This is a genomic window from Flavobacterium sp. LK-23 (assembly GCF_058135255.1).
In genome coordinates this window covers 1-13,773 of record NZ_JBYUVT010000005.1, presented here as the reverse complement: position 1 = coordinate 13,773, position 13,773 = coordinate 1, and the positions used below count along the sequence as shown (strand labels likewise).

General features: G+C 33.7%; 7 protein-coding genes. 2 read left to right on the top strand and 5 right to left on the bottom strand.

Annotation, left to right across the window (positions count from 1 at the left end):
* Position 1 precedes the first annotated feature (1 nt).
* The 5 genes from AC3Y25_RS09385 to AC3Y25_RS09365 all read right to left on the bottom strand — a co-directional run bounded on the left by AC3Y25_RS09385 (position 2) and on the right by AC3Y25_RS09365 (position 8,669).
* The gene (locus tag AC3Y25_RS09385; protein ID WP_489902565.1) at positions 2–1,819 is read right to left on the bottom strand and encodes an alkaline phosphatase; all 1,818 of its coding nucleotides are present in this window, start codon (positions 1,817–1,819) and stop codon (positions 2–4) included.
* Between the two features lie 251 nt (positions 1,820–2,070).
* Complete coding sequence (locus tag AC3Y25_RS09380) at positions 2,071–3,606, bottom strand: RagB/SusD family nutrient uptake outer membrane protein (protein ID WP_489902564.1); 1,536 nt, start codon at positions 3,604–3,606, stop codon at positions 2,071–2,073.
* A 19-nt stretch (positions 3,607–3,625) separates the two neighbouring features.
* Positions 3,626–7,006 (bottom strand): TonB-dependent receptor, encoded by a 3,381-nt coding sequence (locus tag AC3Y25_RS09375; RefSeq protein WP_489902563.1) that lies wholly within the window; start codon positions 7,004–7,006, stop codon positions 3,626–3,628.
* Between the two features lie 71 nt (positions 7,007–7,077).
* On the bottom strand, positions 7,078–7,998 hold the full coding sequence (locus AC3Y25_RS09370) for a FecR family protein (protein ID WP_489902562.1): 921 nt from the start codon (positions 7,996–7,998) through the stop codon (positions 7,078–7,080).
* Positions 7,999–8,111: 113 nt separating this feature from the next.
* Positions 8,112–8,669 (bottom strand): RNA polymerase sigma-70 factor, encoded by a 558-nt coding sequence (locus AC3Y25_RS09365; protein ID WP_095931264.1) that lies wholly within the window; start codon positions 8,667–8,669, stop codon positions 8,112–8,114.
* 522 nt (positions 8,670–9,191) lie between these two features.
* Between AC3Y25_RS09365 and AC3Y25_RS09360 the strand changes: the two genes are divergently transcribed.
* Entirely contained in the window at positions 9,192–12,434 is a 3,243-nt protein-coding gene (locus AC3Y25_RS09360) for a YCF48-related protein (RefSeq protein ID WP_489902561.1), read from the top strand.
* Positions 12,435–12,657: 223 nt separating this feature from the next.
* Positions 12,658–13,581 (top strand): bifunctional helix-turn-helix transcriptional regulator/GNAT family N-acetyltransferase, encoded by a 924-nt coding sequence (locus AC3Y25_RS09355; protein WP_489902560.1) that lies wholly within the window; start codon positions 12,658–12,660, stop codon positions 13,579–13,581.
* The last annotated feature ends 192 nt before the right edge of the window (positions 13,582–13,773 follow it).

Sequence of the window (13,773 nt, the reverse complement as noted above, 5' to 3'; positions counted from 1 at the left end):
ATTATTTCTTTTCAATCAATTCCATAATCTTGTCGTAAATTGCTGTATTCTGATAAACTCCCATGAATTTTTCAGAACCTGGGCCGTAGGCAAAAACAGGAACTGGAATTGCCGTATGATCGTTCGTGCTGAAACTTCCGTGAACGTAACCTTTTTCAATGCTACCATCAATTAATGATAACCCACCAGTTTCGTGATCTGCGGTTACGATTAAAAGTGTTTCTGGATTTTTATCTACAAATTCCATTGCTTGGCCAACCAATTTGTCAAAATCAAGCATTTCTCTCACAACATATTCCACATTATTCTGATGTCCTCCGTAATCAATTTGAGCGCCTTCGGCCATAATAAAAAACGGATTCTTTGTTTTTGAAAAAGTGTTGGTCGCTTTCGCTAAAGATTTCGTTAGAAAATCTCCTCTTCCATTTTTTATAGAAACTACCGCCGCGTCTTCTAAAACAACAAATTTGCTGTTTTTAATCGTATCTAAACTCGAGAATTTATCTGAGAAAGTGTATCCTTTTTCAATTAAAGTTTTAGACAAATCTTTGCCATCTTTTCTAGAAATAAATTCTTTCTGTCCTCCTCCAATTAAAATATCTGACGAATTCGAAAGAAAATCGTTCGCAATTGGTTCACTTAAACTTCTTTTTGGCTGATGCGCATAAAACGCCGCTGGAGTTGCATCTGTAATATTTCCAGCAGAAATAATTGCCGTTTTATAGTTTCTCTTTGCCAGTTGTTCTGCAATCGTCTGAAGTGGTTTTCCTTGTTCATCAACGCTTATAAAACGGTTATTGGTTTTATGTCCCGTTGCCATTGCCGTTGCTCCTGCGGCAGAATCTGTAATATAACTATCTGAAGCTTTTGTGATCGAGAATCCTTGCGTAGGAATGTTAAATAAACTCAATTGCCCTTTATTGGCTGTGTATCCAGAATAAATTTGCGCTAATCCCATTCCGTCTCCAATTAAAAGAATAACATTTTTTGGACGTTTATTCTTGAAAACATTTTTAGGAGCATAAGCTTGATGAAATTCTGTATTCTGATAAAATGTCGTTTTGATACTATTAATAAATTGAGTCAGTTCGGCTACTTTATCCGTTCCGATGAAATCCACTTTTAAATTCATCAAAGTCATGTACGTGTTCACGTTATCTTGTGTAGCCCAGAATCTTACTTTTTTCTTTTGATCGTGGACTTTTTTAATAATTGCCTGAATTTTTTCTGCATCTGGCTGCGTCAAAATACCTTTTCCGTTCCAAACTGTGATTTCATGCAAATCTTCGCTAATCATTTCAACTCTCGCCAATTGATCTGGAGTATAATTTTCATTCAATCTTCCATCAAAATAAATAAAATCTGGATATGCTGCCCAAAGCGATGGCAAAGGTCTGTTTCCAGAAATAACCACTTTTATATTTTTATTTGAAATGATATCTGGAAAAGTCTTTAGCTGCTGTGTAATTGCTTTTAGAGTCGAATCGGCATCTGACTTAATATCAATCATTAAAATCAATGGCTTATTGCTCGGATACGCTTTTCCTTCCAACGTTTTTAATTTGTTAGAAAGCGGTTCCAAATACATGCTTTTAAGTGTATTGTGAGAAGCGATTTCTTTAGAAGTATGCGCCACAAATAATTCGTTATTCACTAAAAAAACATCGGCTTCTATAACTCCCGTTTCGTTAGAATAAGCTCCATAAAATGGTAACTTACTTTCGTAATCGTTATGCGAATGAATGTTGGAAGAACTGTATTCTTGCGCTTGCGCGAATAAGCAAAATTGAAGGCAAAAAAGGGTGATTATTTTTTTCATCTAAAATGATTTATATTCTTTTAAAGCTGTAGGTAACTTTATTAGAAATGGGTTTATGCTGTTTATTTTTTAACACATAGAAACATAGTTTTTCTTTATGTGTAAAGACGTTTCACTTGTTTAAATGCATATTAAAAAGTAATCTTGTCGTTCCTCGGAAAGACAAACTTTACTCTGTTTTTTTTACAACTGCAGTCTCCTGACTAAGACTGCAGTATAAAAAACTAAAAAAACACAATGAAATTAACTTATTACCAGCCTTGGTTTTGAGTCAAAGCTCCTTTACTTACTGCGATTTCATCTGGCGGAATTGGCCAAACGTGGTGAATCGCTGGGTTGAAATTACGAGCAGGATAAATTACGCTTCCATCATAATGGTGCAATGGTTTTGCGTATGTTTCTTTTGCATCTCCCCAACGCACTAAATCGAAATGGCGATCTGTCCATTCTCCTGCCAACTCGCATCTTCTTTCTCTTTTTAAATCTACCATTGTTGCACCAGCAATATCTGTAAGACCTGCACGGTGGCGAATCATATTGATTTCTGTGTCTGCATTTTGTCCTTTCATTAGTTTCGCTTCCGCTAACATCAAAATCACATCAGCATAACGTAAAAGAGGCACATTTAAAGCAGTTGAAGGCTTGTCCCCGTTTGCATTGACATAACGAATATCTACTCCGCCCGATGATGTTTTTGGATAACTGAACGGCTCCATATATTTTTTAAACTGATAACCCGTTCTGTTACTTGAACTTACTACGTGATTTCCTTCGTTAAAAGTTACTGTTTCTCCGAAATAAACAAATTTGTCTCCTTTTTGTAAAATCGTAGCGCTTCGTCTTTTATCATTAGCTACGTAAGTATCGAATAATTCTTTTGTTGGATAAAAATTTCCCCATCCATTGTAAACTCCCCAACCTTTATCTTCTAAACAAACTCCAGGAAAAATAGAACCCAAAGAAGTATTTTCTGCACTTGAAGTTACCGACCAAATATATTCTGAAGACCAGTTGTTGCTGATTTTAAATACATCTTCAAAATTGTCTAATAATTTGTGTTTTCCGCTAGCCACGATCATGTTTGCATATTTGATGGCGTTATCCCAATCTTTTGCATACAAATACGTACGAACCAAATAAGCCCAAGCTGCAGTTTTGTGCGCGCGTCCGTAATTGTCTGGCGTAAGCTGATCAAAATAAGGCAACAAATCTGCCGCTTTGATTAAATCTGCTTCAATATAAGCGTAATTTTCGGCTACATTTTTAGCACGAGGCACAAAAACATTTGTTGGATCTTCTCTATCTTGAATCGGAATTCCTGCACGATCGTCTCCATAGTGGTAAGCCAATTCTAAATGCATTACTGCATGGTTAAAATAAGCTTCTCCCAACATTCCGTTTTTTGTACTTTCTTCCAATGCAATCTTTGGAATATTGCGAATCACATCGTTGCAACGTTTCATAATTTCGTAGTGAATTCTCCAAATATCCTTAGTATCCGATTCTGATCCGTCTACAATAAAATTTTTGATTCTTTCTGCATTTTGTCTTGGTTTTGTTCCAATATCATCGCTGGCATTATTTAACCAGAAGAAACCACGACCATACATATTATCATCAGAATATAAAGCATAAATTGCATTTACTCCCGCTTTTGCATCTGCTGGCGTTTTCCAGAAATTTCCGCTTGACGGAGCTCCTTGTGGCACAACATCAAGTTCGCTTTCGCAAGCCGAAGTGCTTACCAAAAGCACGAAACTCAATAATAAAAGACTTATTTTTTTCATTTTAATTGTTTTTTATTTTTTAAAAAGTTGCGTTAACACCTGTCATGTAAATACGAGAAAGCGGATAACGTCCTAAATCCATTCCGAAGTTTTTAAGACCAACTTCAGGATCCATTCCAGAATATTTCGTGATTGTAAATAAGTTTTGTCCAGAAATAAAGAATCTCAATTTTGCTTTTCCGTTCAGCCAGCTTTCTTTAATTGTATACCCAATCGAAACGTTTTTCAGTCTTAAGAAAGAAGCGTCTTCAATGTATAAATCAGAAATACGTCCGAAGTTGTTATTGTTATCTGTTGAGGAAAGAACCGGAACATTGGTATTGGTGTTTGTTGGAGACCAAGCTTCTTTAGATTCAGACAATAAATTGTACCCTGGGAAAGAAGCATTTAAACCGGTATGTTTTACCGCATTGAAAACACTATTTCCTGCAGCTCCGCTGAAAAAGACATTCATATCGAATCCTTTGTATCTGAAATTGGCATTCAAACTATACGTTGTTTTTGGGAAAGGGCTTCCTAAAACTACTCTATCACTATTGTTGATTACACCATCTCCATTTTCATCTTTAAATTTAATATCTCCAGCAACGGCATTTGGCTGATACATTACGCCATCTTTATTTACAAAAGCTTTGACCTCATCATTGCTTTGGAATAATCCATCGGTAGCATATCCGTAGAAGGCTCCAACTGGGCTTCCAACTTGGTAAATATTGGCTAACGGCAAACTACGAACTCTGCTTAAACCAAGTGGTTCTAATGAATTTAAATCGTCTTTAATAGAAACAATTCTATTGCTTAAGAATCCAGCGTTTGCCGTAACATCAAATTTAAATTCTCCGCGAGTTTTTTGGTAGGTTAAACTCACCTCGATTCCTTTGTTTTCAACATCTCCCGAGTTAACGATTCTTCCTTGTGGCGTTCCAGAAACTCCTGGCAATTGGTCACGAACCAACATGTCTTTGTTTTTCTTTACATAAGCATCAACAGATCCAACCAAACTATTATTTAGCATAGTGAAGTCTAAACCAATATTAGTCTGCTCAGAACTTTCCCATTTTAAATTTGGGTTTGATAATTCGCTTTCAGCATAACCATAATTGATTGATGGCACTGCTCCAATTAAAGCTTGAGTTTGCACCAAAGGCACACTAAATTGATATGGCCCAAGGTTTCCTAAGTTTCCAATTTGCCCCCAGCTTGCACGAAGTTTTAAGTTGCTGATGATTGGCTCGATGCCTTTCATGAAATTTTCTTCAGAAATTAACCAACCTGCAGAAACAGAAGGATACACTTTCCATCGGTTATTTTCTAATAATTTTGAAGTTCCGTCGCGACGAACAATTCCCGAGATTAAATATTTCTGATTGAAATCGTAATTGATTCTTCCCACATAAGAAGAAATAATTTCATCTGATCTTCCTGCTGCTGTCTGCTGAATCAATTTTGCATTCAATAAATAACGCTGCGATGGATCTTCGTTATCAAAACCAGTTCCTTCAACAGTATAAAAATCTCTTTTCGTTTCTTGATACGTATATCCAGCCAAAGCTTTCAAATTATGTTTTCCAAATGATTTCTCATAAGAAATAGTCTGCTCGCTCAATAAATCTGTAATTGTTATGTTTTTTAGCGTCAATCTGTTGAAATCGAAGATTTTTCCTGGCTCGGTAACTTTTACTGTAAAGTCTGATGCATTATCTTGAATTCTAGTATAACCCCAGTTCGATTTTACTTTTAACCCTGGAACAATTTCCCATTCTGCATACGGATTGATCAAAATGGTAGAAATTGGATTTTTATTGTCTAATCTTTTCAAATACGCTACCGGATTGATAACGTCTCCGTAAGAACCAATATATTTTTCTGGAACACCGCCAAATTGCCCTGAACCATCTTCTCTGTAAATCGTTGCGTTTGGCGGATACAAAATCGCTGCTTGAATTGCTCCTGTATACGAACTTGACGTATTAGCAGTCTGACCATCAGTTAACGAGTACGAAATATTTTCTCCAATTGTGAAATTATCAGCCAATTTAAAAGAAGAATTTGCTCTTACCGTATAACGTTCTCCATACGTATTTAACAAAATACCTTCGTTTTTTCTATAACTTCCAGAAAGAAAGAAATTAGATTTTTCTGTTTTCCCGTTTACCGAAAGCGATAGATCTTGAATTTCTCCTGTACGGAAAATTTCATCCATCCAGTTTGTTTTTGTTGTTCTTGCAGTTGGTTCAAATGCAGGATCGAAAGCAGGAATTCTAGGCAAACCTGCGTTATCTCTTGCAAGATTCATAGCATCAGCATATTCTGCAGCGTTTAAAACCTCTAGTTTTTTGGCTACATTCTGAAAACCTCCTTGGTAGTTTACATTTACATTAATTTTATCTGAAACTCCTTTTTTAGAAGTAATTAAAATTACCCCACCAGAAGCTCTCGCACCGTAGATTGCTGCAGAAGCCGCATCTTTTAAAACGTTTATCGATGCTATATCATTTGGATTTATGGTATTTAAAGAACCGCTGTAAATAATTCCGTCCAAAACAATTAGAGGCGTTTCAGCATTCAAAGATCCAATACCACGAATGTTAATTGTTGGCGATGCAGTCGGATCTCCACCATCATTAATTACCGTAACTCCGGCAACTGTTCCTTGCAATAATTCGGCAGCGTTGTTGTACGTTCTGCTTGAAGTTTCTTTCATAGAAACAGAACCAACAGCTCCTAAAACTTCATTTTTTTTCACGCTACCGTAACCCATTACCACAACTTCTTGAAGCTGTTTTACATCGGCAGCCAATTTTACATTAATGGTTTGCGTACCCGTAACTTTTACTTCTTGCGTTACATATCCAACGTAAGAAAAAATAAGCGTTGCTTCAGAGGCGTTTACTTCCAATTTAAAAGTTCCATCAAAATCTGTTGCTGTTGCGGCATCCGAACCTTTGTCTTTAATCCCGACACCTGGCAAAGGCATATTATCGTCTCCTGCTATAACAGTTCCCGAAACAATAATTTTGTTTTGATCTGCCGAAGCAACTTTCTGATTTTTCTTGATTACGACATTGTTGCTAACAATCTCATATCTAAGTACATTACCGCAAATTTTATCCAACGCTTGTTCTAGCGTTACATTATTCAGTTTTAAACTTAATTTCTGATTGGCATTTACTTGGCTGCTTTCGTACATAAAATGCACATCAACCTGATTCTCAATTTTTTGAAATATATTTTTTATACTCTCATTGTCAACTTTTAAAGTCACTCTTTTGTTAATGTCAACATTCCCGGCTTTTACTGTTAGTGCAGCAAAAAACAAAGTCATAAACAGGAATAATTTTGCTCCTATTGTCCTTATGCTCTGCCATTTTGCGGCATACCGCATTTGTTTTTCATTCATAGTTTTTAGATTTAGTGTAATTGTTTTGTTTATTAGTTTGCTACGTAGTTTTATTTTTATTGTTTAAAGAATTATTCGATTTTGTAAACCCCTGAGTCCATTTTGTATTGGGCATTGATTATATTGCACACCAATCCAATTACCTGATCGACAGGCAGTTCTTTAAAATAGGCGCTAATCTTTAAAGCGTTTAAGTTTTTATTTTTGACTTCTATTGAAACATTGTAATTGCGATTAATTGTGGCCACAACTTCTGGCAAAGGCGTTTCTTCAAAAACCATAATATTTTTTCGCCATAACGAAATGGCATTTACCGGAATATCTTTAAAAGCCTGAAGCTTATTGTCTTGAGATTTAAAAACCACTTTCTGTCCCGGAGTTACATACACATTTTCTTCTGTAACAGTCGATTTCACATTTACTCTTCCTGTAGCAACCGAAACTTCTTGTGTGGTCTGATCTGGATACGCTTGAACATTAAAACTGGTTCCGAGAACTTTGGTATCCATTTTATTGGTATGAATAATAAAAGGATGTTTCTTGTCTTTGGCTACATCAAAAAAAGCTTCTCCGCTTAAATACACTTCTCTGGTATCTCCTTTAAATTCTTTTGGATATTTAAGTACACTTCCAGCATTTAACCAGATTTGTGTTCCATCACTTAATTCTATTTTAGCATGCTCTCCTAGTTTTACGGCAAATTGTTTGCTTTCAACGGCATTTGATGTTTGATAAAAAAACACCGATAATCCGATTAAGAAAACCAATGAAGCCGCAATAGCCCAGTTTTTGTATGGAAGGGCAATAACTTTATGAGCATTTTTTATTTGTCTTAATTCCTTTTTAAGTTTGGAACGGTCTGATTGAACCATTTCCATATTATCAAAAAAATCATCTGTACGATCGTACCATTTATTCCACATTTCTTGTCCTTTCGGAGAATACTTTCCTTCTAAAAAATTTTTGATTTCGTTATTTGAATTTTCAGGCATTATAATTTCTTTATGTCTTTAATAGTATGTCTTGGGAATTGTAATTTTAGGTAGGCGCAAAAGGTTACGCTTCTGTTAAGAAAAAAGCTGAGTTCTTAATCTGAAGTTTACTTTTAATTGAATTCGCCCAAATAAGTGCGCATGAATTTCAGCGAATATGTAATATGGTATTTTACAGTTTCAATGGAAACATTCAATTCTTCAGCGATTTCTTTATTGGTGTAATGTTTTACGCGACTAAGAATGAAAACTTCTTTTGATTTTTTAGGAAGTAATGATGCCGCTTCATCAACCGCTTTTTTCAACTCGTCATAATAAATAGAATCCTCGATCGCATTATAACTGGTTTGCGAAACAGTATTTTTATCTAAAACTTCCTGAATGTATTGGTCAGTAACCTCATGTGATTTGATGTAATCTAAAGTCATGTAGCGAACCGAAGTGTAGATGTAGGCCGCAAAACTTTTTTGGATCACAATTGTTTTGCGTCTTTCCCAAATAGTGGTAAAAACTTCCTGCACAATTTCTTCTGAAATGGCAATCGATTTCATTCGGAGATATACGAATCGAACTAACAGATCTCGATATCTAAAATAAAGTTCATCAAAAGCTTTATCCTTGCCCGATTTTAATAATTCGACAAGTTCTTCGTCTGTAAACTTCTTATACATGATTCATTATTTTATGATTAATCAAATGAAAAGCGTGAGCCAAAACACTTTTTCTGATTTCGTTTTGATAATGATCCTGCTGTTTAAAAATTGGCATATACAAAGTATTGGGTTCTTCTTATATGTCTCCAAAATTAAACCTAGGGGTAGGTTGATTAGGTTACGTTTACATTAATAAAACCCCTGTAAAACGAAACATATTATTAACATTTGAAGTCGAAAATTAGCCACGAAATAAAGCTTTACAGCATTTGGAGCAAAAACTCAGAAACTTTGTCTGAGATAAACAGTCTTTCTCTTATAAAAAGCAGAATTGGAGCGAAAAAGTGCTTAACAAATAATTAATAGGAATGCCTTAAAATGAGTTTTATTCTATTGAAAATTCTTTTCAAAAAAAATGAATGAAGAGAATAAAATTTTTATGTTCACAACTATTTTTAACACCTCATGTAAAAAGCATCTAATTTTTTCTAAATTAGTCTGACATTTTTTATTTTCGATCAGCAAAAATAAATCCGAACTATGATTAAAAAACTACTCCTGATTTTATGTCTTTTCCTTTCTGCGAATACAATTTTATCCCAAACAAATTGGGAATTATTAAATCCTAAACCAACTGTCAACACAGGAAAAAAAGTAAAGTTTGTATCCTCAACCGTCGGCTACATACTTACATCTGACGAATTACTACAAACCGAGGATGCAGGTAATTCTTGGAAAAAAAAGCTTACACTTACCGCCTCAAGCAATGATATAAACTTTTTTAATAATCTTGGATTTATTGTTGGTGACCTTGGATATGTCTTAAAAACAGCAGACTCAGGAAATTCATGGACAAAAATTTCAACGGGTTTCAATGTTTCTTTCAATACCGTTAATGTAATTAATAACACTACCATCATACTATCAAGTTCTAATAGTATTGTTAAATCTACTGATGGTGGAATTACTTGGACGAGCTTAAGCATTCCTAATGCGGATGTGAATAAAACTTTTTTTAATTCTGAATTAATCGGACATGCTGCATGTAAAAACGGAAGAATGTTAAAAACCATTGATGGCGGACAAAACTGGTATGTTACCCAAAGTACAAATGTTTTTCCCTCAGATTTTTTCACCGTTTATTTTATCAACGAAAAAGTTGGTTTTTCATCACAACAACATAGCAAAGTGTTTAAAACAACTGATGGAGGAGAAACATGGATTGAAATTACAGGAATTAGTCAGGCCATTTATGATTTCTATTTTTTAAATGAAAATATAGGCTTTGTAACAGGAGATAGTGGTGCAACATTTAGAACAGAAAATGGTGGAATTACATGGAGTCAGATATTTTTTCAGAAAGGATACATTTACAATACCTCGATGTATGGAATTTACTTTGAAAATAGCGATATCGGTTATGCAACTGGTGCCAGAGGTAGAATAATCAAAACGGTAGATGGCGGCAAAACCTGGAAAGAAAATTCTTTCACTTATAACCTTATCAAAAAAATTCAAATGTTTAATGATGGAACTGGATACTTTGAAACAGGTCAGATTTTTTATAAGACAGTCGATAACGGAAATTCTTGGTCACAAGTTGGAAGTGTAAAACATTATGAATATTGCAGTGGTTTTTACTTTGTTAACAAAAATGTAGGGTATTCTATCGGAGGAGGAACAACCAGCATTTCCGGAGACGTTTACAAAACTATTGATGGTGGACTTACTTGGAATAAACTAAGCATTTCTGTAGACGAAGGATTGAGTTCTGTTTTTTTTACAGATGAAAATACAGGTTTCATTTCTGGAGGCTTTAATAGAAAAATAGCATTAAAAACCATTGATGGCGGAATTACATGGAGTCAGGTTTCTAATAACGAATATGGTAAAATTCAGTTTGTTAATAGTCAGATCGGGTACGGAAACAGGATAGGTTATTCTACTGGATTTATGTACAAGACAACAGATGGAGGAAATACATGGAAGCAAAGTATAGAAGTAGAAGATGATATTGTAGATTTTGACTTTGTTGATGCAGACAATGGTTACTTTACAGGTGACCAAGGATTATTATATAAGACGAATGATGGTGGAAAAACATGGAAAAAACTAACTCTTCCTTTTGCATATTACACCATCATTAAATTTTACTCAAAAAACGTAGGTTATGTGGCAGAGGATTACGGAAAAATATATAAAACCGTTAATGGAGGGGAAAGCTGGGAACTATTAACTACCCAATTCGGAATCAGATCAATAGAAATTGCATCAGATAAAATTTTTAGGAGTGGTGAAAATGGAAGACTTTACAGAAGTGATGTAGAATATGATGATGTTTCTTTAGAGGCATTAACTCCTGTTGTAAAAAATTCAATTGTTACTTTAAATGGAAATGTTACATCAAATAAAGGGGAAATTTCCAATATCCGTTTTGAATACTATAATGCTGATTATTCCTCTTACAAAATAATGAATGCAATACCAGAAAAAGTAGATGCAAATGAGTCGTTAAATGTATTCGCAGATATAACAAATTTTGCTCCTAATACAACATATTATTTTAGAATATTAGCAGACTACAACTCAAAAACTTACACTAGTAAAATTTTAAGTTTTACTACTTTGCCTAATTACACTATTACAGATTTATATCCTAACTGCACAACAAATTCAGCTCAACTTACTGCAGAAATTACTTCAAATTATAACGATATAAGTTCTATAGAATTTCAATATGGACTACAAAATAATGTTTTAGATAAAACAATTAGCGCCAATCCATCATTAGTCCATAAAGAATCAACAGAAAGCATTACGGGCAACCTAACTGATTTAAAACCCAATACAGCCTATTTTTACAGAATAAAAGCCAAACATCAAGGAGAAGTTATTTACGGAAATACCGTGTCTTTTACAACAAAACCTGAATATACATTCTTTTTGTATGGTCCTTATATACAAGAGAACACAGTTACTTTTACCAGTTATATTACTGCCAATACTTACGATATTACCGATCTTGTTCTTGAATATGGAACATTGAATTATGAAAAAAACGTACCTCTAAGTTTATCTAAAATTACAGCCAATAGTACAGAAACTGTAACTGCACAAATCTCAAATTTAGATCCAAATTCGTTCTATTATTTTAGACTAAAAGGCAATTATAATGGCAATACTATTTATAGTAATGAGGCTGTATTTAACATATCTGGTAAAGTTATAATGGCATCTGGAAAAATAGAGAACAAAAATGAATCGATAGTTTTAAAGGGGTTGGTAAATAGCAACGGATATTATTTAACAAATATACAATTTGAATATGGTCTTACGGATAGTTTTGGTAATTCAATTGCTACAAATCCATCCTTTATTTATGGAAACGGAACAACTATAGTGACCTCTTCTATTAATAATCCACTTCCAAACCAAACTTATTATTATAGAATAGTAGCAAATCAATATGGCACTAAAATTTACTCAGACACTTATCAATATAAAACTTCATCTTTAAATGTTGGTGATTTCTCTAATCAGAAAAATATAATTATTTATCCTAATCCTGTAGCTGACTTTTTAACCATAAAACTCAATAATGAAGAAAAAATAGATACTCTCGAAATGTACAATTTAAATGGTCAAAAAGTAATAATCAAAAACAAAGTCGTAAATCCTGATGACATTAAAATTGATGTTCGTCATTTTACAAAAGGTTTATATATACTCAAATTAAACTTTGAAAATAATAAAGTTTCTTATAAAAAAATAATTGTGAATTGATATGAGAAAAATGCTAGAGTATTACTAGGCTTTCATAATTATTTGATCCGCACTAAAAACTCCAAAAGTCAGATTTTGGAGTTTTTTTTTATAATATTCTTGCATGCTTTTTCAAAAATAGCTTCTAAAAAATTGGCGAACTCATAAAAAAAACAAATCTAAAAATAGTTGACAAAAGCAACTAATTTTATATATTTGTACCTCAACAATACAATTTCAAATCATGACTAGTACGACTTCAAAAATTAGAAGTTTCAATAGATTTTATACTGCGCATTTAGATATTTTAAGTCAGCATTATTTAGACAGCGAATATTCTTTGACTGAAATACGAATCCTTTATGAAATCAGCGAAAGCAAAACTATAACAGCTCAAAAAATCACTGAAATTTTAAATCTGGATAAAGGATATTTAAGCCGAATTTTAAAACGTTTTTTAAAGGAAAATTTAATTGTGAAAATCGCTTCAGAAGAAGACAAACGCGCTTTAAACATTAAACTGACCGATTCTGGCAATGAATTATTAAGTGTTTTAAATACTAAATCTGAAAACAAGATTGAAGGTAAAATTGAGAATCTGAATTCTTCGCAAAAAGAAATTTTGATTGATTCAATGAAAACGGTTAGAAACCTGCTGACAGAAAATAAAATAGCTCGAGAAGCTATTACGTATCGTCATGAAATTACGCCTGGAGATGTTGGCTATATTATTCATTTACACGGCACGATTTATGGCAAAGAATACAATTTTTCGACCGATTTTGAAAAGTATGTCATCAAGACTTTTTACGATTTCTTAGAAAAATATTCCCCAGAAAATGACCGAATTTGGATGGCCCAATACAACAACAAAATTGTAGGTTGTGTTGCAATCGTACATCAATCCAACGAAGAAGCGCAATTGAGATGGTTTCTTCTAGATCCTGCTTTTAGAGGTCTCGGAATTGGCAAAAGATTATTGACTGATGCTGTAGATTTTTGTAAAGAAAAGAAATTTAAAAATGTTTTTCTGCTTACCACAAACATGCAAGACAAAGCGCTTCAAATGTATAAAATGATGGGATTCGAGCTCACAAAATCGGAACAAGTTCAGGAATGGGGAAAAACGTTTTATGAGGAGCGATATGATTTGAGGTTTATTGAATGATAGGGCATTGATTATCAATACAAAAGATTCCTTTTCTTTCTAGAAAATCGTGTTGAAAGCTTTGGGTTCTAGTTTTCACCTTAGTTTGTTTTTACAAAAAAGCCTGCAAACTCAATGAACATGCCCCAAAAAGTTAGACACTATTTGGGGCATTTTTTATGGAAAGAAAAACAAAGTATGACTATGCATTTA

Excerpts from the sequence above, each read along its gene's own strand:
- AC3Y25_RS09375 (WP_489902563.1), bottom strand. The coding sequence starts at position 7,006 with ATGAATGAAAAACAAATGCGGTATGCCGCAAAATGGCAGAGCATAAGG.
- AC3Y25_RS09370 (WP_489902562.1), bottom strand. The coding sequence starts at position 7,998 with ATGCCTGAAAATTCAAATAACGAAATCAAAAATTTTTTAGAAGGAAAG.
- AC3Y25_RS09355 (WP_489902560.1), top strand. The coding sequence starts at position 12,658 with ATGACTAGTACGACTTCAAAAATTAGAAGTTTCAATAGATTTTATACT.
- AC3Y25_RS09360 (WP_489902561.1), top strand. The coding sequence starts at position 9,192 with ATGATTAAAAAACTACTCCTGATTTTATGTCTTTTCCTTTCTGCGAAT.
- AC3Y25_RS09380 (WP_489902564.1), bottom strand. The coding sequence starts at position 3,606 with ATGAAAAAAATAAGTCTTTTATTATTGAGTTTCGTGCTTTTGGTAAGC.
- AC3Y25_RS09365 (WP_095931264.1), bottom strand. The coding sequence starts at position 8,669 with ATGTATAAGAAGTTTACAGACGAAGAACTTGTCGAATTATTAAAATCG.
- AC3Y25_RS09385 (WP_489902565.1), bottom strand. The coding sequence starts at position 1,819 with ATGAAAAAAATAATCACCCTTTTTTGCCTTCAATTTTGCTTATTCGCG.